The 21,731-nt window shown below is 66.0% G+C and carries 24 protein-coding genes; 6 read left to right on the forward strand and 18 right to left on the reverse strand.

The window, feature by feature from the left end:
- Nucleotides 1-20: 20 nt before the first annotated feature.
- The 4 genes from ACAX61_RS12515 to ACAX61_RS12530 are packed head-to-tail and all read right to left on the reverse strand — an operon-like array spanning nt 21 to nt 4,412.
- Nucleotides 21-749 (reverse strand): DsbA family protein, encoded by a 729-nt coding sequence (locus ACAX61_RS12515; protein WP_370715164.1) that lies wholly within the window; start codon nt 747-749, stop codon nt 21-23.
- Complete coding sequence (locus ACAX61_RS12520) at nt 746-2,098, reverse strand: M48 family metalloprotease (RefSeq protein ID WP_370715165.1); 1,353 nt, start codon at nt 2,096-2,098, stop codon at nt 746-748. Before ACAX61_RS12520 ends, ACAX61_RS12515 begins: the two co-directional genes overlap by 4 nt.
- Before the next feature lie 38 nt (nt 2,099-2,136).
- Complete coding sequence (locus tag ACAX61_RS12525; protein WP_370715166.1) at nt 2,137-3,657, reverse strand: ABC transporter permease/substrate-binding protein; 1,521 nt, start codon at nt 3,655-3,657, stop codon at nt 2,137-2,139.
- Complete coding sequence (locus ACAX61_RS12530) at nt 3,654-4,412, reverse strand: ATP-binding cassette domain-containing protein (RefSeq protein ID WP_370715167.1); 759 nt, start codon at nt 4,410-4,412, stop codon at nt 3,654-3,656. Before ACAX61_RS12530 ends, ACAX61_RS12525 begins: the two co-directional genes overlap by 4 nt.
- A gap of 55 nt (nt 4,413-4,467) precedes the next feature.
- On the opposite strand from ACAX61_RS12530, the gene ACAX61_RS12535 reads away from it, so the two are divergent.
- The gene (locus ACAX61_RS12535; protein ID WP_370715168.1) at nt 4,468-5,253 is read left to right on the forward strand and encodes an SDR family oxidoreductase; all 786 of its coding nucleotides are present in this window, start codon (nt 4,468-4,470) and stop codon (nt 5,251-5,253) included.
- Here ACAX61_RS12535 and ACAX61_RS12540 read toward each other — a convergent pair.
- Nucleotides 5,250-7,496, reverse strand: a complete 2,247-nt coding sequence (locus ACAX61_RS12540; protein WP_370715169.1) for a putative bifunctional diguanylate cyclase/phosphodiesterase — start codon at nt 7,494-7,496, stop codon at nt 5,250-5,252. The genes ACAX61_RS12535 and ACAX61_RS12540 overlap by 4 nt on opposite strands.
- A 92-nt stretch (nt 7,497-7,588) precedes the next feature.
- Complete coding sequence (locus ACAX61_RS12545) at nt 7,589-8,200, reverse strand: cupredoxin domain-containing protein (protein ID WP_370715170.1); 612 nt, start codon at nt 8,198-8,200, stop codon at nt 7,589-7,591.
- 162 nt (nt 8,201-8,362) lie between these two features.
- Here ACAX61_RS12545 and ACAX61_RS12550 point away from each other — a divergent pair, with 162 nt between their 5' ends.
- Nucleotides 8,363-9,178 (forward strand): DUF3034 family protein, encoded by an 816-nt coding sequence (locus tag ACAX61_RS12550; RefSeq protein WP_370715171.1) that lies wholly within the window; start codon nt 8,363-8,365, stop codon nt 9,176-9,178.
- Nucleotides 9,179-9,200: 22 nt separating this feature from the next.
- Nucleotides 9,201-9,701, forward strand: coding sequence for a group I truncated hemoglobin (locus ACAX61_RS12555; RefSeq protein WP_370715172.1), 501 nt, complete (start codon nt 9,201-9,203; stop codon nt 9,699-9,701).
- Here ACAX61_RS12555 and ACAX61_RS12560 read toward each other — a convergent pair.
- Nucleotides 9,698-9,988 (reverse strand): 4a-hydroxytetrahydrobiopterin dehydratase, encoded by a 291-nt coding sequence (locus ACAX61_RS12560; RefSeq protein ID WP_370715173.1) that lies wholly within the window; start codon nt 9,986-9,988, stop codon nt 9,698-9,700. The genes ACAX61_RS12555 and ACAX61_RS12560 overlap by 4 nt on opposite strands.
- Before the next feature lie 48 nt (nt 9,989-10,036).
- Here ACAX61_RS12560 and ACAX61_RS12565 point away from each other — a divergent pair, with 48 nt between their 5' ends.
- From ACAX61_RS12565 to ACAX61_RS12575, 3 genes are read left to right on the forward strand one after another with little or no spacing between them, the layout of a single operon-like run.
- Nucleotides 10,037-10,447 carry a metallopeptidase family protein gene (locus ACAX61_RS12565; protein WP_370715174.1) on the forward strand — a complete coding sequence of 137 codons (411 nt, stop codon included), beginning with the start codon at nt 10,037-10,039 and terminating at the stop codon, nt 10,445-10,447.
- Complete coding sequence (gene ccmA / locus ACAX61_RS12570) at nt 10,444-11,010, forward strand: heme ABC exporter ATP-binding protein CcmA (protein WP_370715175.1); 567 nt, start codon at nt 10,444-10,446, stop codon at nt 11,008-11,010. Before ACAX61_RS12565 ends, ccmA begins: the two co-directional genes overlap by 4 nt.
- Complete coding sequence (locus ACAX61_RS12575; RefSeq protein ID WP_370715176.1) at nt 11,007-11,642, forward strand: heme exporter protein CcmB; 636 nt, start codon at nt 11,007-11,009, stop codon at nt 11,640-11,642. The genes ccmA and ACAX61_RS12575 overlap by 4 nt, the downstream gene beginning before the upstream one ends.
- Here ACAX61_RS12575 and ACAX61_RS12580 read toward each other — a convergent pair.
- The 11 genes from ACAX61_RS12580 to coxB form a co-directional block, all read right to left on the reverse strand.
- A complete protein-coding gene (locus ACAX61_RS12580) occupies nt 11,639-12,682 on the reverse strand; it encodes an SDR family oxidoreductase (protein WP_370715177.1) in 1,044 nt (347 codons plus the stop codon). The genes ACAX61_RS12575 and ACAX61_RS12580 overlap by 4 nt on opposite strands.
- 78 nt (nt 12,683-12,760) lie before the next feature.
- Complete coding sequence (locus ACAX61_RS12585; RefSeq protein WP_370715178.1) at nt 12,761-13,633, reverse strand: class I SAM-dependent rRNA methyltransferase; 873 nt, start codon at nt 13,631-13,633, stop codon at nt 12,761-12,763.
- A 2-nt stretch (nt 13,634-13,635) separates the two neighbouring features.
- On the reverse strand, nt 13,636-15,030 hold the full coding sequence (gene thrC, locus ACAX61_RS12590) for a threonine synthase (RefSeq protein ID WP_370715179.1): 1,395 nt from the start codon (nt 15,028-15,030) through the stop codon (nt 13,636-13,638).
- A gap of 68 nt (nt 15,031-15,098) precedes the next feature.
- The gene (locus ACAX61_RS12595) at nt 15,099-15,701 is read right to left on the reverse strand and encodes an SURF1 family protein (RefSeq protein WP_370715180.1); all 603 of its coding nucleotides are present in this window, start codon (nt 15,699-15,701) and stop codon (nt 15,099-15,101) included.
- The gene (locus tag ACAX61_RS12600; protein ID WP_370715181.1) at nt 15,698-16,111 is read right to left on the reverse strand and encodes a DUF983 domain-containing protein; all 414 of its coding nucleotides are present in this window, start codon (nt 16,109-16,111) and stop codon (nt 15,698-15,700) included. The genes ACAX61_RS12595 and ACAX61_RS12600 overlap by 4 nt, the downstream gene beginning before the upstream one ends.
- Entirely contained in the window at nt 16,111-17,007 is an 897-nt protein-coding gene (locus ACAX61_RS12605; RefSeq protein ID WP_370715182.1) for a cytochrome c oxidase subunit 3, read from the reverse strand. The genes ACAX61_RS12600 and ACAX61_RS12605 overlap by 1 nt, the downstream gene beginning before the upstream one ends.
- Before the next feature lie 40 nt (nt 17,008-17,047).
- Complete coding sequence (locus ACAX61_RS12610; protein WP_370715183.1) at nt 17,048-17,584, reverse strand: cytochrome c oxidase assembly protein; 537 nt, start codon at nt 17,582-17,584, stop codon at nt 17,048-17,050.
- A gap of 7 nt (nt 17,585-17,591) precedes the next feature.
- A complete protein-coding gene (locus ACAX61_RS12615; RefSeq protein WP_370715184.1) occupies nt 17,592-17,720 on the reverse strand; it encodes a cytochrome c oxidase system small membrane protein in 129 nt (42 codons plus the stop codon).
- Nucleotides 17,717-18,625, reverse strand: coding sequence for a heme o synthase (locus tag ACAX61_RS12620; RefSeq protein ID WP_370715185.1), 909 nt, complete (start codon nt 18,623-18,625; stop codon nt 17,717-17,719). Before ACAX61_RS12620 ends, ACAX61_RS12615 begins: the two co-directional genes overlap by 4 nt.
- A gap of 130 nt (nt 18,626-18,755) precedes the next feature.
- Entirely contained in the window at nt 18,756-20,441 is a 1,686-nt protein-coding gene (gene ctaD / locus ACAX61_RS12625; RefSeq protein WP_370715186.1) for a cytochrome c oxidase subunit I, read from the reverse strand.
- A gap of 3 nt (nt 20,442-20,444) precedes the next feature.
- Complete coding sequence (coxB, locus tag ACAX61_RS12630) at nt 20,445-21,611, reverse strand: cytochrome c oxidase subunit II (RefSeq protein WP_370715187.1); 1,167 nt, start codon at nt 21,609-21,611, stop codon at nt 20,445-20,447.
- Nucleotides 21,612-21,731: the final 120 nt, after the last annotated feature.

The raw sequence follows: 21,731 nt of genomic DNA on the forward strand, positions 1-21,731 counted from the left end.
GCTGCCGTTACGGCAAGGTGTCAGGCCGCCCGTGCGGCTGCGACTGCTTCCTTCATCGCCTCCAGCGTGACCGCGCCCGAGAGGACGCGGTCGCCGACCACCCAGCTTGGCGTACCGGTAACGCCCAGCTGCCCTGCGGTTTGCAGGTTGCGGGAGATTTCCTGTTCGGCTGCGGGGGTGGCGATGAACGCCTTTGCTCGCGTCCGGTCTAGACCCGCGCGGTCGATGGCGGCATCGATGGATGCCTGGCTCAACTGGCCGGCGGCGAACAGCGTGTCGTGAAAGGTGGCGAATTTGCCCTGTTCGGCAGCGGCAAGGCTGTATTCGGCGGCGACGCGGCTTTCGGCGCTAAGCACCGGCAATTCGCGGAATACGACGCGCACGCCCGGATCGCTGGCAATCAGCTTGTCGATCATGGGCAGCGACTGCCGACAGAAACCGCAGGCATAGTCCATATAGGCGACGACGGTGACTTGCGGGTCGGCCGCGCCCTTCCATGCCTTGCCAAAGGGGGTGACGATCGACGCGCGCTGCGAAGCGATGACCTTGCCCGTTTCCTTGTCGCGCAGCCGCTGCATCGCCTCTGGAATGATTTCGGGGTTTTCGAGCAGCGCCGCGCGAACCGCCGCCGCATCGACCGCACCCGATGCCGGGCGCAGCGCGGCAAAAATCGCCGCGCCGGCAATGGCCGCCAGCAGGAACGCCAGCAGCATCGCCAGCGGGTTTCGGGCCAGTTTGTCGATCATCATCGCCGCCGGTTGTTCTTTCGGTCTTCTTCCACCGCGACCTCGGCGGTCATCTGGATATCTTGGGCGCGGATATAGTCGGGGGTGCCGGGCGGCAAGCCCGCCAGCGCTGCACGCGCCGAAAACAGTGCGCGTTGATGCTCGCCGCTCAGGCTGGCCTGTTCGGCGGCGGCCAGCGCGGTGCGTGGTCGGTCGCCCTTGCGTTCATACGCGGTGCCCAGCTGATACCAGGCAAAGGGATTCTGATCGTCGCGCGCCACTGCCTGACGCAGTACCTTTTCCGCTTCGTCGATGAAGCGCGGATCTTCGGTCGCGAGCAGCGCGTGGCCAAAGGTGGTGGCGATCAGCGGCTGATAATTGGTCGACGCCGTCGCCTTTCGCAGCGGATTGAGCGCTTCCAGCGGCTTGCCTGATTCGAGCATCACCTGCCCTTCGAGCTCAAGGAAATAGGGGTCGTCGGGTGCGGATTTGACCAGCGCGGCTGCTTCGGCAGCGGCCTGCTGCGGATAGCCCGATTTGTGATAGGCATAGGCGCGCGCATAACGCGCAGCGGTCGAGGTGTCGGTCGCGGGATATTTCCGCAGCGTCGATTTGGGGTCGTTCACGAACCCGCGCAATTTGGCCTGCACGCGCTGAAACCGCGCATCCCAGCCGGGCGGGGTCGGCACGTTCCACCCCGGGGCGCGCGACAGATCATTGGTCAGATTGGCGATACGCTGTCCCGACAGCGGGTGGGTGCGGTTGTACGCATTGTCCTGTGGGATGGCGAGGCGGAATTCCTGATTCTGGAGCTTCCTGAAGAACGCCAGCATCCCGCGCCCGCTGATCTTCGCGCCGTTCAGATAGCGCACGCCCGCCGCGTCGGCGGATGATTCCTGATTGCGCGAAAAGGCAAGAACCGTGCCCATCGCCGCCTGCTGCCCCGCCGCCAGGATACCGGCACCCGCATCGCCCGCGCCCGCCGCCATTGCTGCGATGCCAAGCACCAGGCTCAGGATCGAAATGCCCGTCGCCTGCTTGAACATCTGTCCCGACAGTGGCGCGTGGCCGCCGGTGACGTGGCCCAGTTCGTGGGCGATAACGCCCTGTACTTCGTTGATATTGTCCGCCGCATCGATCAGCCCCGAATGGACATAGACCGCCTGCCCCCCGGCCACGAATGCGTTGATCGAACTGTCGTTGATCAACACGATGCGGACGTTGCGGGGGCTTAGCCCGGCGGCTTCGATGATCGGGCGGGACGCGTCGTTCAGCAATGCCTCCGTCTCGGCATCGCGCAGGATCGACTGAGCGCGGGCGGGCTGGACGGCGACCAGCATCAGGAGCGCGAACAAGGCATACAGGCGCTTCATGCGTGCCGGTATCGACGCTTTCCCTGCGACGCGCAACCTCAACGCGGGGCGGTGAGATGGTGCGCGAGCCAGCGGGCGGCGTCGGCGGGGCTGCGCTTGTCGGTGTCGCGATCGACCATCAGGTTCGCCTCTCGCATCGCTTCGACCGGGACAGCGCCCACCAGCGGGCGGAGCGCATCGACGAAGTGGGCATCGCCCGCGCGGTCGGGTGAGACCAGCAATACCGCGTCATAGCCTGGTATCGCGCCGGCCGGATCGGTCAGCACCCGTAGCCGGTCGGCGGCGATGCGCCCGTCGGAGGAAAAGGCGGAGATGACATCGGCCCGCCCACTGGCCAGCGCGCGATACATGAAGGTCGGGTGATAGGCGTTGGCGCGTGCGAAATTCAGGCCATATCGCTCCCGCACCGCTCGCCATTCGGGCCGTTCCAGAAACTCGACATCCGTACCGAACGCCAGGCGGGGTGCGGCGCGCGCCAGGTCGGCCAGCGACTCGACCCCCAGCGCACGGGCGCGCTCTTCCTTCATGGCAAAGGCATAGGCGTTTTCGAAACCCAGCGAGCCGAGCGACCGAACCCCATGTTCGCGCGCGGCCCAGTCGGCCACGCCCCGGACGATCGCCGCGCGGGGCGGCACGTCGCTGCGCCCCATCTGATTGGTCCACAGCGTGCCGGAATAATTGACATAAACGTCGATATCGCCGCCCGCCAGTGCCCCGAAAGCCACTGCGGAGCCCAGCCCTTCGCGGTATCGCACCCGATACCCCGCTGCTGTCAGCCGCTGTCCGATCAGCCGAGCCAGGATATATTGTTCCGAAAAGCCCTTGGCGCCGATCGTCACGGCGGGTCGACCGGTCGCGGGCAGCACGGGGGCCAGCGCCACCGCCATCGCGGCGGCCAGTGCGATCAGCGCCCCGCGCACTTGCCAGCGCCGCCGCCGGGCAAGGCCGCGCTCGACCAGCCCCAGCAAGAGGTCGACGCCGAGCGCCAGTGCCGCCGATGCCAGACACCCGGCCAGCACAAGATTCCAGTTCTGCGTCTGAAGCCCGGCAAAGATCAGGTCGCCCAGACTGGCCGCGCCGACGGTCGTCGACAGGGTCGCCGCGCCGATGGTCCACACCGCCGCCGTGCGAATCCCTGCCATGACGATCGGCGCGACCAGCGGTGCCTCTACCCAGCGCAGCCGCTGCCACCGGGTCATACCGACGCCGTCCGCCGCCTCGATCACGGCGGGGTCCAGCCCGATCAGTCCGGTGACCGCGTTTCTGAGGATCGGCAACAGCGCATAGAGCGCCAGCGCCATCAGCGCGGGCAGAAAGCCCAAGGCGGGCAATCCGCCGCCCAGCGCCAGCAACAGAGGATAGAATAGCGCCAGCAGCGCCAGCGCGGGGATGGTCTGGACAAGGCTGGCCACACCCAGCGCGACGCGTGCGACCGCCGGGTGACGCGCCGACCAGATGCCCAGCGGCACGGCGATGACCAGACCGAGCGCCAAAGCGCTGAACGACAACAGGACATGCGCGGCAAGCAGGTCGGGGATACGGGCAAGCGCCCCGGTCACGTCCCCTTTTCCAGTGCGGCAAGAGCATGCGCCTGTTCGCGCGGAACGGCGACCAGCGCATCCGCCGCGGGGCCGGCTCGCCCCGCCATCAGATCGGCAGGGGTGGCATCTGCGGCAATCTTGCCGCCGGACATCACCAACACCCGGTCGGCCAGCAACAGCGCCTCCGTCATGTCGTGCGTGACCAGAATGGTCGTCAGCCCGATCCGTTCGTGCAGTGCGCGAACGCGACGGCCAAGCGCGTCGCGCGTTACCGGGTCGAGCGCGCCGAACGGCTCGTCCATCAGCAACAACCGCGCCTCCCCCGCCAGCGCGCGCGCCACGCCGACGCGCTGGCGCTGACCGCCCGACAATTGATCGGGCATCCGCCCTGCCATGTCGGCGGGGAGTTCGACGCGGCCCAGCGCCGCGTCGATATCGACCGCTGGCGCGCCCATGCGTGCGGCGATGGCGACATTTTCCCCGACGCTCAAATGGGGGAACAGGCCGATATTCTGGAACACATATCCCACGCGGCGGCGCAGGCGGTGGGGCGCATCGTCCGCTACGTCGCGTCCGTCGATCGCGACCGAACCGGTGTCGGGCACGACCAGCCGGTTGACCATCTTGAGCAGCGTGGACTTGCCCGATCCCGAAGTGCCGACCAGCGCAACGAACTCGCCCGGCGCCACCGTCAGCGAAACCTCGTCCACGGCACGCGCTGCGCCATAGGCTTTGGTAACGCCGCGAAAGGCGAGCGAGGGCGGGGCTGGCATCGGCAATGGTTGTGGGGAATGATGACGCAAAGGTCAAAAGACGAAAGGGACGGGGATGGCGGGCGAGGGACGCAGGCGGTTGTTCGTGACGGGCGGCGCTTCGGGCATTGGCCGGGCAGTCGCGCACCGGTTCGCCGCCGCGGGATGGCGCATCGGGCTGGCCGATGTGAATCAGGAGGGACTTGAGCGGGTCGCGCGCGAGATGCCCGACGGTCGCGCCAGCATCCATGTGATGGACGTGCGCGAGCGTGAGCAATGGGCGCGCGCGCTGTCCGATTTTGCCGGGGAGGGCGGGATCGATGTCGTGTTCAACAATGCCGGCATCGCCACCGGCGGCCTGTTTGCCGACAACAGCGCCGCCGAGCTTGAGCGGACGGTGGCGATCAACTTCATGGGCGTGGTGCATGGGGCGCACGCGGCCTATCCCTATCTAAGGCGCAGCGCGGGGTCCTGCCTGCTGAACACGGCGTCGGCGGCGGGCATTTACGGCACGGCGGGCGCGGCAATCTATTCCGCGACCAAGTTCGCCGTGCGCGGCCTGACCGAGGCGCTGGAGGGCGAATGGCGGGCGGAGGGGATCAAGGTCCGCTCGCTGATGCCGGGTTTCATCGACACGCCGCTGCTGGACGCGGGGGTCAGTGGATCGAACCAGACGGTGCGCGAACGCGTGCGCGCCGCCGGGCTGGAATTCACGCCGGTCGAACAGGTCGCCGACGCCGCATGGCGCGCGGTGCATGGCGACGATGTGCATGTGGCGGTCGGCCGCACGGCCCGGCGGATGCGCTTTGCCGCGCGCTGGATGCCGGGCCGGTTGCGCGCCCAGATGGGCCGCAGGCTTTAGGCCGCGGCCGATTCGTCCGGCATCTGTGCCGACAACAGGCGAACGACCTCTGATTCCGGCAGGGGACGGCTGAAATAAAAGCCCTGGATGTGGCTGCACCCCTGTTCGCGCAGAATGTCCAGCTGTCCGGCATTCTCCACGCCCTCTGCCGTGGTTTCCATGCCCAGCGCCTCGGCCAGAGTGGTGATCGAACGGATGATCGCTGTCGCGCCCCGCGAATTGAGCAGGCCGATGATGAAGCTGCGGTCGATCTTGATCTTGTCGAACGGAAAGGCGCGCAGATAGCTGAGCGAGGAATAGCCGGTGCCGAAATCGTCAAGCGCGACGCGCACGCCCAGCGCGCGCAGGCTGTGGAGTGACGCCAGCGTCGTTTCGGGATTGTCGATGAACAGGCTTTCGGTGATTTCCAATTCCAGCCGGTGCGGCGGCAAGCCCGTTTCGCCTAGCGCCTGAAGGATGATTTCGGCCAAGCCCGTGCTGCGAAACTGAACGGGTGAGACATTGACGGCCACCCGCACATGGTCGGGCCAGCCGCGCGCGACGCGACACGCCTCCCGCACGACCCATTCACCGATCGGGACGATCAGCCCGGTATCCTCCGCCAGGGGCACGAAATCCCCCGGGGACACCATGCCGCGTTCGGGGTGATGCCAGCGCAACAGCGCTTCGAACGCGGAAACCCGCCCCTCCTTCAGGTTGAACAGCGGCTGGAACATCAGCGAGAACTGCCCTTCCTTCAGCGCGGCATGTAGGTCGATCTCCATCTGGCGGCGGCGCTGCGCTTCGGCATCCATGGCCGGTTCGAAAAACCGGTGATTGCCGCGACCGTCCTGCTTGGCGCGATACAGGGCCAAGTCGGCATTCTTCGCCAGTGTCACGGGGTCGTCGCCGTCCACCCCCAGAATTGCGATGCCCACGCTGGTGCATGGTGTAATGCGGTGCCCGTTGACCATGGCCGGGCGTGAGACGGCGGCGATCAGGGCGCGGGCGATGGCGTCGAGCGAACGTGGCCCCTCGCTCAACACCAGGGCGAATTCGTCGCCGCCCAGTCGGGCGACAAATGCTTCCCCGGCAAAGGCGGTGAGTCGCGTCGCGATCTCGCACAGCAATGCGTCGCCGGTGGGATGGCCCAGCGTCTCGTTGATGGCCTTGAAATGGTCGAGGTCGATGCAGAACAGCGCCTGTCGCCGCCCGCCCGTTCCGCGTTGAGCAGCGGTTACCAGATGCTCGCGAAGCAGGATACGGTTGGGCAGGCCGGTCAGCCCGTCGTGCAGCGCCATGTGGGTGATCGTTCGCTCGCGCTCCCCGATCTCGTCCACCATCCGGTTGAAGCTGCTTGCCAGCGTGCCCAGTTCGTCGCGGGTGTCGACGGCAACATGGACATAATCCCCCCTCGCCACGCGCCGCGCGGCCACGTCCAGCGCGGCAATCGGCCGGGTGATCGCCCGCGCCACCAACCAGCTTCCCGCCGCCGCCGCCGCCACGCCAACGATTCCACAAATCAACAACAGCCACAGCATCGGGCGATAGCCGTCCACCGCGTGCGTCAGGCTGTAGCCCAGCAGCAGCGCCTGCGGTTCGTTGCTGCGCATGGTGGCCAGTGGAAACGCTTGGAACAGCATGCGTTCGCCATTGGCTTGGCGTTCGGTCACCACCCCGCGGCCGATACCCGGCGGCAGGCTGCTCAGCGGCAGGATGCGCGGTTGCAGGTTGATCGGCGTCAGCCGGGTAAGCGCCTGAAGCTCACGCTGGTCCAGCGCATTTGCGAACACCACCCAGCCCAGCCGGACCGGCGCATCGACGGGGGCCGCGGTCGCGTTGAAGCGGGTGCCCCCGATCCGCAGTACGCCGCGATCGGCGCCTTTATCCAGCGCCGCCAGAAGCCGATCGGCATCGGCCCGGTCCAGCGGTCCTTGAAAACCGGTCACTTCCCCATCGACGCCGACGAAAAACGCCTGGTCGAGGTGCATTCGCGTACGCAGCGAATCGAGCGCTGAATTGAGCGTCGGCAGGTCGCCGGTCGCCGCCGCCGCGCGAAAGCCGAAATCGGCAGACAGCACGCGCCCGGCATCGGCGAGATGGTCGTAGCGCATCGTCGCCACCCGATCGAACACGAGTGCCCCGGCGTGCATTTCGTCCGCGGCCCTGCGCTCGGCATAGGCGTTGATGCCCGATTTGGCCGCGAACAGGATCAGCGCCGCCGCACAGGCGAACAGCGCGGCATAGATGAGCGCCAGCCGCACCGACAGCGACCGGGCAAGCGCGACGCGCCCCCGCCTTGTCAGACGACGAATCTGTCGGGATGCGGAAGGCGGGAAGGCGATGCCCATCGCGGTCAGCGAAGTCCGATCTGGATCTGTTTGGCGACCGCGCCGGCGGCGGGTACGTCCAGCACGAAGGTTGCTTCGTTATGCTTCGCCTTCAGCCGGGGGTGCCAGACGGTCAGCCGCGCATTGCCCGCGGTGACGCCGTCCACCCGTGTCTGCCCCGCGGCGTTGGTCAGCGCGGCGAAGGGGGTGTCCACGACCTTGATAAACCCCTGCATACGGTCATGGATGTTGCAGCCCAGCGCCACTGCGCCCGCTGTGCGGAAGGTGTAGCTGCGGGTCTGGTCGCGGCCATAGAGCTTGAGTTCGAAGCGGGCAGGCTTGGAAAAGGAGTAGACGTGGTGGCGCACCTTGTCGTGATTGGGAAAGGCAACACTGGCCCCCACCGGCACGATCAGCGTGCCCGGCCTGAAGGTGATGTCCTTTTGCGTCATCGTCGTGCCCCAGGGGAATCGGATCGGACCTGCCGGGACGCCGGACGCTGGGTGGAGCGTTACCACCGCATCGGGCACCGGGCGTCCTGCTAGGTCGACGACCCGGACCCCGACCGGCCCGGCATGGGCGAGCGACAGAGGGGCGATCAAGGCGGCGAGCGCCGTCAGCGATGCGATACGAACCATTGGCTCCATATCGGCGCAAAGCGTCAAAGGCCGGTAAATTTGGGCGTCATTGCGACAGGTCGTCGTTGACGTGGTTTTTACCATCACCCGGCTAGTCGCCCTGCCATGATGTTTTCATCGCGAATGTGCCTTTTCCTTGCGCTGATATCCTGTCCCGCCATCGTGTCCGCTCAGGAGGTCGGCGGTGCGGGGAAGTTGCTGCTGACCAACGGGATCAGCACGCTGGAGGGGGCAAGCGGCGGCGGGCTGACGCCATGGGCGGTCATTGCCGGCAACGGCACGCGCGACGCCATCGGCGCGCAGGCATCGGCCACCGTCGCGGAGTTCAAGGATTATGATTTCCGCGCCGCGTCCGTGGCGATCGGGATCAAGGATCGGGTCGAACTGAGCTATGCGCGGCAGGTGTTCGATACCAACTGGGTCGGCGGCGCGCTGGGCCTGGGCAATGACTATGCCTTTGATCAGGACATCTGGGGCGCCAAGCTGAAGCTGGCGGGGGACGTGGTCTATGGCCCTGAATTCCTGCCCGCCATCGCCATCGGCGTTCAATACAAGAAGAGCCTGGACGGCGCGGTCGTGCGGGCGGTGGGGGCCGCCGACGACGAGGGCGTCGACTATTATGCATCGGCGACCAAGCTGTTCCTGCGCTGGTCGCTGCTGGCCAATGTGACGGTGCGCGCGACCAAGGCCAACCAGATGGGCCTCTTGGGCCATGGCGGCGACCGTAGCGACCGCCACCGGATCGAGGCGGAGGGCTCGCTCGCCTATCAATTCTCACGCCGGTTCGTGGTGGGCGCCGAATATCGGACCAAGCCCGACAATCTGGGCATCGCGCGCGAGGACGACTGGTGGGATGCCTTTGCTGCCTATGCCATCAACCGCAACCTGACTGCGACGTTGGCCTATGCCGATCTGGGTTCGGTTGCCACGGTGCCGGGACAGCGCGGCGTGCTGTTCCAGTTGCAGGGCGGGTTCTGACCCCGCCATTCCCGAAGGAAATATGCCGATGATTTCGCTGGCGCTCGCACTCCTCGCGGCCAATCCTTTGTTCCAGACCGCGCCGGCGCCGCACGCCATGCCGGGGGAGGAGCCGGTCGATCCTTATACCGCCGATCCGGCCAATGCCGGTGCCCGCCCCTTTTCGGGAAACGATATGGCACGCGCCTTTCACGGGCAGGCCGGCATCCGCCGCATCGTCGACCGTTTCGTTACGCTGAACTTCGATGATCCAGTGATCGGGGAAATTTTCACCAATCACGACCGCGTCCGACTGACCCGCACATTGTACGAGCAGTTCTGCTACATCCTGAACGCAGGCTGCGCCTATACCGGGCGCGACATGAAAAGCGCGCACAGGGATCTGGGTACACAGCATCGCGACATGAACCGGCTGGTCGAAAATCTGCAGGCCGCGATGAAGGCCGAAGGCGTGCCCTTCGCCGCGCAGAACCGCTTTCTGGCAAAGCTTGCGCCCATGCGCGGCGACGTGGTGGAGCGTTAATCGACCAAGGCGTCGATGGCCTGCGCCATGTCGATGTCGCGGCCCGAAAGCCCGCCGGCATCGTGCGTTGTTAACAGGATTTCCACACGGTTATACACATTCGACCATTCGGGGTGATGGTCCGCCTTTTCCGCCAGCAACGCCACGCGGGTCATGAAGGCGAAGGCAGCCGAAAAGTCGGGAAAGGCGAAGCTGCGGGTGATGGCGTCGCGTGCTTCGTCATGGTCCCAATCGGGCAGATCCTCCAGCGCCTCGACACGCTCGGCTTCGCTCAACGGTTCGATCACGACTGGCTCCCCTTGCTGGCGGGCGGGCGCCCGGCCTATGCCCGCTCCATGGCCGAAGCCGCCCCCCTTTGCCAAGCCGCTCCCGACGCCGCCGCGATCGAGGCGATGGCGCGCGACACGCTGGCGCGCATGCCCGAACCCTTTGCCGCGCATCTGGCGGAGGTGGTGCTGCTCGTCGAGGATTATGCCGATGATGAAACGCTCGCCGCGCTGGGGATCGAGGATCCGATCGAATTGACGGGCATCTATCACGGTCGACCGGTCGGGGAAAAATCGGCCTTTGATTCGGGTGCGATGCCCGATCGTATCCACCTGTATCGGCTGCCTATCTTGTGGGAGTGGATCGAGACAGGGGTGCGGCTGGATGAACTGGTCCACCATGTCGTGGTGCATGAGGTGGGTCATCATTTCGGCCTGTCCGACGATGACATGCACGCGCTGGAGGATGGGGCGGCGTGAGCCTGATCGCCTTTTCGGGCGTAGCGTGCGAACGCGGCGGGCGGCGGTTGTTCGATGGCGTAACCTTTGCGCTGGGCCCCGGTGAGGCGGCGCTGCTGACTGGTCCCAACGGCATTGGAAAGTCCAGCCTGGTACGGCTGGCCGCGGGGCTTTCAGCCCCGGCGGCAGGTCGCGTCGAGCGTGGCGGAGCGGTCGCGCTGATGGCGGAGACGGCGGCGCTGGACCCGGAATTGTCGCTGGCGGGGGCTCTGGAATTCTGGGCTGCGCTGGATCGCGCACGCGGTCGGGTGGATGCCGCGCTGGAGGCAGTCGGGCTGGCGCATCTGGCGCCGGTGCCGGTGCGGTTCCTGTCGACCGGACAGCGGCGCCGCGCGGCACTGGCCCGCGTGATCGCCAGCAGCGCGCCGATCTGGCTGTTGGACGAGCCGGCGAATGGGCTGGACGTGGCATCGGTGGCCGCGCTGGAAGCTGCGATTGCGGCGCATCGGGCGGGGGGCGGGGCGGCGCTGGTCGCCAGCCATGTGCCAATCGTACTGCCGAATGCGCTGGAGCTGCGGCTATGAATGCCTTTGCCGCGATCGCGTGGCGCGAATTGCGCCGGGCCTGGGCAAGCGGCGGAGTGCTGCTGCCAGTCGCCTTCTTCCTGTTGGTCGCCATCCTGTTTCCCTTTGCTGTCGGACCGGACGGCAAGCTGCTGGGGCGGATTGCGGGGGGCGTGGTGTGGTCGGCGGCGCTGCTGGCCGCGCTGATGCCGGTCGAGCGGCTGATCGGGCCGGATATGGAAGCGGGCGTGATCGATCAGTTCGCTGCGCGCGGTCTGTCCGATGCGGGCGTGGCGCTGGCCAAGACGGCGGGGCATTGGCTAGGCTTCGGGCCACCGCTGATGCTGGCCAGCGTCGTGGCCGCGGGGTTGCTGGGGATGGACGGCGCGGCATTGCGCCGGGTGCTGATCGGGCTGGCGATCGGCACGCCGGGTCTGGCCGCGCTGGCGGTGGCGACGGGTGCGCTGACCGCCGGCCTGCGGGGTGCAGGCGCGGTGGCGGGGCTGGTCATGTTGCCGCTGGCGCTGCCCCTGCTGATCTTTGGCGCGGGCGAAGGCCCCGGCGCCCTGAAGCTGCTGGGCGCGGTTTCGCTGCTGCTGCTTGCCGGGGCGCCGTTTGTCGCAGGTGCGGCGATGCGGATGGGACGGGGTTAGGCCGCGCCGCTCCGGCGGGGGGCGGATAGAGACCGGGTATTGCTGCGCCGACGCAGTATCAGCGCGCCCGCCGTGCCCAGTGCGGCGATGGCTCCGGCAGTCATCCAGCCGTGCCGTCGGGCGGCTGTAAAGCTGCTGAAGCGGCGGCCCCGCTGTCGCCCCTCGGTCTGGCCGTCATTGCCCTGCGGCTGATACAGATTGCCCTCGACCGCTTCGACCGGTGTGTTGCGGTCGATCAGCGCGTCGGCCATTTTGACGGCGATCCGGTCGAACAGCGACGGCAGCATCACGGCTCCCAGCACCTGGAACTTGCCGCCGCCGCCGACAGTCACGGCACGACGTCGATGCTGCGCGGCATCCAGAATTGCCTTCGCGACCACGTCCGGCGCGTAAATGGGGCGCGGCAGACGCGCCTGATAGCCGGTCGTGTTGCGGCCATGTTCGGTAAAGGGGGTGCCGATCGCACTGGGTTTGATGAGCGTCACCGACACGGGATAGCGGCTCATCATCATTTCGATTCGCAGCGAGTTGGTGAATCCCTTCACCGCATGTTTCGATGCGTTATAGGCCGCCAGCAAGGGGCCGCCCATGTCGCTGTTGATCGATCCGACATTGATCACCGCGCCGCCATCCTGATCCTTCAGATAGCGCACGGCCGCCATCGAGCCATGGACCATGCCCCAGTAATTCGTCTCGAACACCTTGCGGTGATCGTCGATCGCCAGTTCGAGGATACGGGCATAAACCCCGATCCCGGCATTGTTGACCCAAGTGTCGAACCCGCCGAACCGCGCGATTGTTTCAGCCGCCAGATGGTTCACCTCCGCCTCGATCCCGGTGTCGGTGACGACATATTCGGCAGTGCCGCCGCTGGCGCGAATTTCGTCGCGCACTCGTCGCAAGGCGCTTTCGTCACGAGCGGCAAGCATCACCTTTGCGCCTGCGGCGGCGGCCATTTGCGCGGTGCAAAGGCCGTGGCCAGATGTCGCACCGGTAATGACGATAACCTGATTGGAAAGTGGCTTGAGGCTGAATGGCACGCCGGCAGCTCCCTTGAACTTGATAAGTCCAGGGCCAACGGTGCGCGTGGTTAAAAGGTCCGTTCCGCCAATCGACGCCTAAGTGCGCGACCAGCGCGCGAAAATCGCGGTCGGCAGCATCAGCCCGCGCGCTTCCTCCCGCACGGTCAGTTCGCCCGCTTCGACCGTGCCGGGCAGGTCGGCGAAATGCTGGCGTACCAGTTCCCCGATCGCCAGCGCCGACATGCGTACGGCATATACGGTCAGGAACAGGAAGCGCGAATCGGCGTCGAGCAGCCGGCGGCAATCGGCAACCAGGCCGGGCAGCCCTTCGTCCAGCTTCCACACCTCGCCATTGGGGCCGCGGCCCCATTTGGGTGGATCGAGGATGATGCCGTCATAACGGCGATTGCGGCGCACCTCGCGCGCAACGAACTTGCCCGCATCCTCGACCAGCCAGCGCACCGGGCGGTCGCCCATGCTCGAAAGCACGGCATTACCCCGCGCCGCCTCAACCGATTTCTTTGAAGCGTCGACATGCACCATGCGCGCGCCTGCGGCCGACAGCGCCAGCGTGCCGACGCCGGTATAGCCGAACAGGTTCAGACATTCGGGATCGCCCGCGCCGTCGATCCGGCCGCGCATCCAGTCCCACACAGGCGCCATGTCAGGGAAAAAGCCGAGGTGGCGAAAGGGTGTGTTGCTGGCGTTGAAGCGCACTTCGCGCCACGACAGCGGCCAGCCGCCCTGCGGCACGTCGCCCGACAATTGCCAGCGACCGCCGCCATCCTCGTCAGCGCCGGGGATGAACTCCCCATCGGCACGCCAGTCGTCGCTGGCGGGCGCCCACATTGCTTGCGGCTCAGGGCGTATGAAGCGGAAGCGGCCGTAACGCTCCAGCTTGCGGCCATGGCCCGAATCGACCAGCCCGTAATCGGCCCAGGGCTCGCCGGTGAGGGTAACCAGATTCATGATCAGCCGCGCGGCTGTGCCCGACCGGCGATGAAGTCGGTCACGGCGTCGAAAGTGGCCGGCAGCACGTCGAACCGCTCTTCCCGATCGAACAGGTCACCGACCCGCACCGGCAGCGCCGGACGCACGCCCGTTACGCGTTCGACCGCATCGCCGAACTTGGCCGGGTGCGCGGTGGCCAGCGTGACCATCGGGGCATCGCCCTTGTGCGCCAGCGCCGCCGCCAGGCCGATGGCGGTGTGTGGGTCGAGGATCTGGTCCGCGCCGTCATGTGCCCAGCGCATTGCCGCCGCCATATCGACTTCATCGACGGCCATGCTGGTAAACAGGCCGCTTGCGCCCTCCGACTGGGCGTTGGTCAGGCGCATGGCACGCGTCGATTCGAAACCCGCCATCTGCATTGCCAGCGCGGCGCCGTCGCGACCGTTCAGGTCGAACAGCAACCGCTCGAAATTCGAGCTGACCTGAATGTCCATCGACGGCGTGACCGTGGGCGTCACCGTGCCGCACGAATAATCGCCCGACGACAGCGCGCGGTGGAGAATGTCATTGACGTTGGTCGCGACCACCAGCCGTTCGATGGGCAGACCCATGCGCGACGCGACATAACCAGCGAACACGTCGCCAAAATTGCCGGTTGGCACGCTGAACGCCACGGCCCGCTCCGGCGCACCGAGACGGACGGCAGCGTAGAAATAATAGACCACCTGCGCCATCAACCGCGCCCAGTTGATCGAGTTGACGGCCGACAGGCGGAAGCGGCCAGCGAAGGCGGGATCGCGGAACATCGCCTTTACCAAGGCCTGCGCCGTGTCGAAATCGCCCTCAATCGCGATATTGTGGACGTTCGGGGCCAGCACGGTCGTCATCTGGCGCCGCTGTACGTCGCTGACGCGGCCATGCGGATGCAGCATGAAGATGTCGACGCCCGCGCGGCCCGCCAGCGCGTCAATCGCGGCCGAACCGGTGTCGCCGCTGGTCGCGCCGATGACCGTCAGCGGTTCGGTGGAGCCGGTCAGGAACCGCTCGAACAGCAGGCCGACCAGTTGCAGCGCCACGTCCTTGAACGCCAGCGTTGGGCCATGAAACAGCTCCAGCAGCCACTGGTCATGGTCGAGCTGAGTCAAGGGAGTGACGGCGCGATGCGCGAATCGGCCATAGGCGAGCGTGCACAGCGCGCGCAGATCGTCTTCCGATAGGCTGGGCGTGACGAAGGGCGCCATGACACGAACGGCGGTTTCAACATAATCCAGCCCGGCCAAGGCCGCGATCTGGTCGCGCGTCATGGTCGGCCAGGATTCGGGGACATACAGCCCACCGTCCGCCGCCAATCCCGCAAGCGTCGCGCCCTCGAAATCGAGGACCGGCGCGTTCCCCCTGGTGCTGATATACCGCATGGGCCGCCGCTTAAGCCCTTGCGACCGCCGGGGCAATGCAAGCCGCGTTTGCGCGCGACGTGGCTGCGCTATCGACCGCGCCGCCGCAGCGCGAAAACATAGATGACCAGCGCCATTGCGGCGAAGGCGAACCACTGCACGGCATAGGCCAGATGATTGTCGGGCACATTGGCGGGATCGGGCGCGCGGCTGGCGTCCAGGTCGGGGGCGAGGGGCTGTGCCGGCACGATCATCGCGGCAGGCCGGGGCCGCGCGCCGAACAGCCTATCGACGAAGGAAGTCGAGTCGGGGGCGTGGGTCAGCACGCCGCGAACCGGACCGCCATCCCATGTCGGGTTAAGGCGCGGATCGTTGGCGACGCCCAAGTCGACGACGAAGCCCTGCCGACAGGTGACCAGAAACCGGTAGCCGCTGGCCCCCGCAGCGCTGCGCCCGGCTGAGCGGCGTGGCGCGCCGGGCGCAGTACAAAGCGCGCGCACGCGCCGAAACAGGCTGGATTCGGGAACCGGCACTGGCGGCAGCGTGGTTTCGGGCAGCGTTGCGTTGCGGGTAAAGCTGGCGACCAGCGCGCGCTTCTGTTCGCGACGGTCCAGTTGCCAAAGGCCGAGCCCGACCATCGCCGCGACTGCCAGCGCAACGACGATCGTTGCCACGACCGGCGCTCGCTTCACGGGCGGCGCTCGATCCGGCCCTCGCCGGCATTGTTGCGATATTCCAGCGCCGCCAGCGCAGCCTTGGTCCAGCGAGTGGTAATCAGCACCGCCGCGATCGTGAGCGGCAGCCACAGCAGGACATGGACCCACCAGGCGGGCTCATAGGCAAGTTCGACGACGATGCCCAAGATCGTAATCAGCGTGCCGATCCCCAGCGTCAGGAAGGCTGCGGCACCATCACCCACATTGAAGCTGTCGAAATCGAGGCCACAGGCCGCGCAGCGCGGTGCGAACCGCAACGTGCCCGCAAACAGCGTCGGTTCGCCACAGCGCGGGCACAGGCCACGCCGGGCCTGCTCAAAAAGAGAGGCCGGCGCCGCCGGGGGCGTTTGCCCCGGCGTGCCGGCCTCATGATCGTTCAAGGGCATCAGCCGTGTGCTGGCGCGCCCCAGCCGCCCCACACATAGACGACGACGAACAGGAACAGCCACACGACGTCCACGAAGTGCCAGTACCAGGCGGCTGCTTCGAAACCGAAATGCTGGCGGGGGGTAAAGTGGCCGCGATAGGCGCGGACCAGGTTGACGATCAGGAAGATCGTGCCGACCGCGACGTGAAAACCGTGAAAGCCAGTCGCCATGTAGAAGGCCGAGCTAAAGTTCGATCCGCCGAAACCGAACGGCGCATGGGCATATTCATAAGCCTGAATGGCGCTGAACAGCAGACCCAGCAGCACTGTCAGCCACAGGCCCTTGAGCACGCCGTCATTTTCACCGACGCCAACCAGGCCCCAAATGCCCTTCTTTTCACCGCCACGTTGATTGTGGATCAGCGCATGGTGCGCCCAGGTGATCGTCGTGCCCGACAGGAGCAGGATGAAGGTGTTGAGCAGCGGGAATTCAAAGGCGTTGATGACTTCGATACCCTTGGGCGGCCACTGCGCCGCCGCATCAGCGACGACCGAAACCGCGCCCTCGGCATATTCGACGGGTACCGGGAACAGCGCATAGTCGAAAAAGGCCCAGAACCAGCCTAGGAAGAACATGACTTCCGAGGCGATGAACAGGATCATGCCATAGCGCAGGTGCAGCTGAACCACCGGGGTGTGATCGCCTGCATGCGCTTCGCGAACGACGTCGGCCCACCAGCAATACATGGTGAACAGCACGCCCGCGAGGCCAGCAAGGAACAGCCAGCCGCCGCCTGCCGCCTCATGCATCCACATGATGCCGCCTGCGGCCATGCCCAGCGCCGAAAAGGAGCCGATGATCGGCCACGCACTGGGTGGCAGGATGTGGTAATCGTGGTTCTTGGCGCCGGCCATTCGCTCGTCCCTGTTCAGGCGGTTCTCTCTTACCCTCGCTCTAGCCCGGCTTTTTCGCCGAATCCACAGGGTAAAATGTATAGCTGAGGGTGATTTCCTCGACCGTGCGGGTGTCTGGATCGGTCGCAAGCGCCGGATCGACAAAATAAACCACCGGCATCCGCACTTCTTCACCCGGCATCAGCGTCTGTTCGGAGAAGCAGAAGCACTGGATCTTGTTGAAATATTTCCCGGCCTGTGCGGGCGTGACGTTAAACGTCGCGGTACCCGTGATCGGTTGATCGGAGAGGTTTTTCGCGGTGAAGAACGCCATCTTGCGCGCGCCGAGCGCGGCGCGCTCGCTGCGCTGTTCGGGCGCGAATTGCCACGGCATCGCCTTGCTCACATTGCTGTCGAAGGCGACGGTCACGATCTTTCCCTGCACCGCGCCGGGCGCTGCGGCGGCGATTTGTGTCGTGCCGTTCAATCCGGTTACCTGACAGAAGACGCGGTACAGCGGCACGCTGGCAAAGCCGAGGCCGGCCATGCCGACCACGCCCAGTGAGGCCAGCAATGCGGTACGCGTCTTGCGGTCCATCAACGCCTCACTGCCCCGTCATCTTCACGATGCTGATGGCATAGACCAGCACGACGAAGCCGCCCAGGATCAGTCCGAGCACCAATGCGCGGCTGCGCTGGCGGCGGCGGATGATGCGCTGTTCCTCCGGCGTCATGCCAGCACCCATCGGTCTGCGACCAGCGCGCCGAACAGCACGAAAAGGTACAGGATCGAATATTTGAACAACTGCTTCTCCGGCTTCATCGCGGCGTCGCTCGATCGAAAGGTGACGATCGCGGCCAACACCGCGAACAGTGCACTGGTGACGAGCGCAGTCACGCCGTAAATGGCGCCGGTCAGCCCCAAAGGCCACGGCGCAACGGCGCAGGCGATCATGGGCAGGGTGTACAGACCGATCTGGTGCCGGGTCGCGCGTTCACCGGCGACGACGGGCAGCATGGGCACGCCCGCATTGGCGTAATCGGTCTTTACGAACAGCGCCAGCGCCCAGAAATGCGGCGGCGTCCACAGAAAGATCAGCGAGAAAAGCAGGAAAGGCAGCAGCGCGACGTCGCCGGTCGCGGCGGCCCAGCCAATCATCGGCGGGAACGCGCCCGCCGCGCCGCCGATAACGATGTTCTGCGGTGTCCGGCGCTTCAGCCAGACGGTATAGATCAGAACGTAGAACAGGATTGAGACGAGCAGGATCGCTGCCGCCACCCAGTTCGTTGCCAGCCCCATCAGCACGACCGAAAAGCCGCCTAGCCCGACACCGAAATGCAGGGCCGAGTCGCGCTCCATGCGACCCGCCGGCAACGGGCGACGCTGTGTGCGCTTCATCAGCTGATCGAGGTCAGCTTCATACCATTGGTTCAGCGCACCCGCCGCACCCGCCGCCAGCGCAATGCAAAGGATGGCGGTAAAGCCGATGACCGGATGCACGCCGACAGGCGCGGCGAGCAGGCCGCACAAGCCCGTAAAGACGACGAGGGTAAGCACGCGCGGCTTGGTCAGCGCGACGAAATCGCGCCAGTCGGCAACGGCGGGCGTCGCGGATAGGCCGGGGGTGATGGGAGCCATGATCGCATCCCATAACGGCAACGGATGCGGCGGGGAAGGGGACGCGCGGCGCTCAGGTTGGCCGTCAAAGAAAAGGGCGGGCGACCCTGACTGGATCGCCCGCCCCGATATTGTTTACTTCAAGCTCCGATCAATGGTGCTTGCCGTCCTCGATGACGGGCAGTGTTTCGAACTGGTGGAAGGGCGGCGGGCTGGACAGCGTCCATTCCAGCGTGGTCGCGCCCTCGCCCCAGGGGTTACCCTCTGCCTTCTTGCCTGCGAGCAGCGAGTAGAAGACGTTGACGAGGAAGATCACCACGCCGACCGCCATGATCGCATAACCGACGCTGGCGATGTGATTCCAATGCGCATAGGCGTCGGGATAGTCGGGATAGCGACGCGGCATACCCTGGAGACCCAGGAAATGCATCGGGAAGAACAGCACGTTCACGCCGACGAAGAACACCCAGAAATGAAGCTGGCCCAGCGCTTCCGAATACATCTTCCCGAACATCTTGGGGAACCAGTAATAGAAGCCCGCGAACAGGGCGAACACCGCACCCAGCGACAGCACATAGTGGAAGTGGGCAACGACGTAGTAGGTGTCGTGCATATAATCGTCGACGCCGCCATTCGCGAGGACGACGCCCGTCACGCCACCGACAGTGAACATGAAAATGAAGCCGATGGCCCAGACCATTGGGGTCTTGAACGTCATCGACCCGCCCCACATCGTCGCGATCCACGAAAAGATCTTGATGCCGGTCGGCACCGCGATGACCATCGTCGCGGCGGTGAAGTACATCTTGGTGTTCACGCTGAGACCGGTGGTGAACATGTGGTGCGCCCACACGACGAACCCGACCACGCCGATCGCGACCATGGCATAGGCCATGCCGAGATAACCAAATACGGGCTTGCGGCTGAACGTCGCGACGATCTGGCTGACGATGCCGAAGCCCGGCAGAATCATGATGTACACTTCGGGGTGACCGAAGAACCAGAACAGGTGCTGGTACAGCACCGGATCGCCGCCGCCGGCGGGGTCGTAGAAGGTGGTGCCGAAATTACGATCGGTCAGCAGCATGGTGATCGCAGCGGCAAGCACCGGCAGCGCGAGCAGCAGCAGGAAGGCGGTGACCAGCACCGACCACACGAACAGCGGCATCTTGTGCAGGGTCATGCCCGGCGCGCGCATGTTGAAGATGGTGGTGATGAAGTTGATCGCGCCGAGGATCGAGCTGGCGCCTGACAGGTGGAGTGACAGGATCGCCATGTCGACTGCCGGTCCCGGCGAACCATAGGTGGAAAGCGGCGCATAGACCGTCCAACCCGTGCCCGCGCCACCACCGAAGAAGGGCGAGGCGAGCAGCAGCAGGAACGACGGCGGCAGCAGCCAGAACGAAATGTTGTTCATGCGCGGGAACGCCATGTCCGGGGCGCCGATCATGATGGGGACGAACCAGTTGCCGAACCCGCCGATGATGGCCGGCATCACCATGAAGAACACCATGATCAGGCCGTGCGCGGTGATCAGGACGTTCCACAGGTTCAGCGCCTGGTCGAACGTCACGTCGCCGCCCGACAGCATCGCCGCCCAGGTGGGCAGATACTGAATTTCGGGCGCCGCGAGTTCGAGGCGCATCAGGCCGGAAATCGCGCCGCCGATGATCCCCGCGAGAATCGCGAAGATCAGGTACAGCGTGCCGATGTCCTTGTGATTGGTCGACATGAACCAGCGGGCGAAAAAGCCCGGATGGTCGTGACCGGCTTCATGGTGGTGGCCATGATCGTCATGCGCCTGAAAGGCGTGCGGGTTGAGTGCGGTATCTGTCATGGCTCAGTTTTCCGTCCGACCGCTGCCGCCGGCGACGCCTTCGGCAGATTGGCTGGTGGTGACCGCCTCGACCGAGGCGTTAACGGTGGGGCCGGTGCCTTCGGCCGGCGTCGAGGTGTCGTCGGCAATGTCGGCACCCGGCTGCGGCACCGGCGCGGTGCTGGGCGCTGCGGCGCCGGGCATGGTGCCGCCCTTGGCCGCGACCCAGCGCGCGAACACTTCAGGCGTCACGGCTTCGACGGCGATCGGCATATAGGCATGACGCGCGCCGCAAAGTTCCGAACACTGGCCGAAATACAGGCCCGGTTCGCGAATGGTGAAGCTGATCTCGTTCAGGCGGCCCGGCACCGCGTCGAGCTTGACCCAGAAAGCGGGCATCGCCCAGCTGTGGATCACGTCGTTCGCGGTGGTGATCAGGCGGATGGGTACGCCCACGGGCAGGACGATGCGATTGTCGACCGCGAGCAGGCGGGGGCCGTCGGCATCGGTGCGGAAACGCTGGCCCGCGGCCACTTCGTTGCGTTCCTTGAGCATGTTGGCCGTGATCGAGAAGCCGCCATGGTCCGGATATTCATAGGTCCAGTACCACTGGTTGCCGATCGCCTTGATCGTCACCGCGTTTTCGGGCGCGGGTTCATATTGTGCGGCAAGCAGGCGGATCGACGGGATCGCGATCAGGGCGAGGATGATGACCGGTGCGGCGGTCCAGATCACTTCGATCAGCGTGTTGTGGCTGGTGCGCGACGGCGTCGGATTGGCGGCGCGGCGATAGCGGATCACCACCCATGCCAGCAGCGCCAGAACGAACAGCGAGATGATCGTGATGACCGGCAGGAGGATGGCGTTGTGGAACCACTTGGCCTCGTCCCCTAGGTCGGTTGCCTGCGGCTGAATGCCGACCGCGCGGGCGCTGGGCTGGCCGATGCCGTCGCGGGCGCGCAGGACCGGCTGGCCCGATGCGTCCAGCATCGGATCGGCGGGGTTCGCCGCTTGCGCCGCGGGTGCAGCCGCGACGCCTTCGCCCGGCGCGCCGGGAGTGGGTGCCGAGGCGGTGGTTGCAGCCGGCGCGTCGGCGGCGGCGGTGGGCGCTGCGGCGTCCTGCGCCATCGCGGTGCCGGCCATGGCCAGCAACCCCGCGAGCACCAGTGTCGTTGTTCCCTTTATCCGCATCGTGTCAGGTCATCCCAATCTTTATCGCGCGGCCGATGATCGCGCCTTTGGCGTCGCGCATACGCACGTCGATTGCGGCCTATACGCAGGGTTCGAGCCAGCCTCAAGCGCCGTGGCGCC

It is taken from the genome of Sphingomonas sp. IW22, from assembly GCF_041321155.1.
Classification (GTDB): domain Bacteria; phylum Pseudomonadota; class Alphaproteobacteria; order Sphingomonadales; family Sphingomonadaceae; genus Sphingomonas.

Excerpts from the sequence above, each read along its gene's own strand:
- ACAX61_RS12515 (WP_370715164.1), bottom strand. The coding sequence starts at position 749 with ATGATGATCGACAAACTGGCCCGAAACCCGCTGGCGATGCTGCTGGCG.
- ACAX61_RS12520 (WP_370715165.1), bottom strand. The coding sequence starts at position 2,098 with ATGAAGCGCCTGTATGCCTTGTTCGCGCTCCTGATGCTGGTCGCCGTC.
- ACAX61_RS12530 (WP_370715167.1), bottom strand. The coding sequence starts at position 4,412 with ATGCCAGCCCCGCCCTCGCTCGCCTTTCGCGGCGTTACCAAAGCCTAT.
- ACAX61_RS12535 (WP_370715168.1), top strand. The coding sequence starts at position 4,468 with ATGGCGGGCGAGGGACGCAGGCGGTTGTTCGTGACGGGCGGCGCTTCG.
- ACAX61_RS12545 (WP_370715170.1), bottom strand. The coding sequence starts at position 8,200 with ATGGTTCGTATCGCATCGCTGACGGCGCTCGCCGCCTTGATCGCCCCT.
- ACAX61_RS12555 (WP_370715172.1), top strand. The coding sequence starts at position 9,201 with ATGCCGATGATTTCGCTGGCGCTCGCACTCCTCGCGGCCAATCCTTTG.
- ACAX61_RS12565 (WP_370715174.1), top strand. The coding sequence starts at position 10,037 with ATGGCCGAAGCCGCCCCCCTTTGCCAAGCCGCTCCCGACGCCGCCGCG.
- ACAX61_RS12575 (WP_370715176.1), top strand. The coding sequence starts at position 11,007 with ATGAATGCCTTTGCCGCGATCGCGTGGCGCGAATTGCGCCGGGCCTGG.
- ACAX61_RS12585 (WP_370715178.1), bottom strand. The coding sequence starts at position 13,633 with ATGAATCTGGTTACCCTCACCGGCGAGCCCTGGGCCGATTACGGGCTG.
- thrC (WP_370715179.1), bottom strand. The coding sequence starts at position 15,030 with ATGCGGTATATCAGCACCAGGGGGAACGCGCCGGTCCTCGATTTCGAG.
- ACAX61_RS12600 (WP_370715181.1), bottom strand. The coding sequence starts at position 16,111 with ATGCCCTTGAACGATCATGAGGCCGGCACGCCGGGGCAAACGCCCCCG.
- ACAX61_RS12605 (WP_370715182.1), bottom strand. The coding sequence starts at position 17,007 with ATGGCCGGCGCCAAGAACCACGATTACCACATCCTGCCACCCAGTGCG.
- ACAX61_RS12610 (WP_370715183.1), bottom strand. The coding sequence starts at position 17,584 with ATGGACCGCAAGACGCGTACCGCATTGCTGGCCTCACTGGGCGTGGTC.
- ACAX61_RS12615 (WP_370715184.1), bottom strand. The coding sequence starts at position 17,720 with ATGACGCCGGAGGAACAGCGCATCATCCGCCGCCGCCAGCGCAGCCGC.
- ACAX61_RS12620 (WP_370715185.1), bottom strand. The coding sequence starts at position 18,625 with ATGGCTCCCATCACCCCCGGCCTATCCGCGACGCCCGCCGTTGCCGAC.
- ctaD (WP_370715186.1), bottom strand. The coding sequence starts at position 20,441 with ATGACAGATACCGCACTCAACCCGCACGCCTTTCAGGCGCATGACGAT.
- coxB (WP_370715187.1), bottom strand. The coding sequence starts at position 21,611 with ATGCGGATAAAGGGAACAACGACACTGGTGCTCGCGGGGTTGCTGGCC.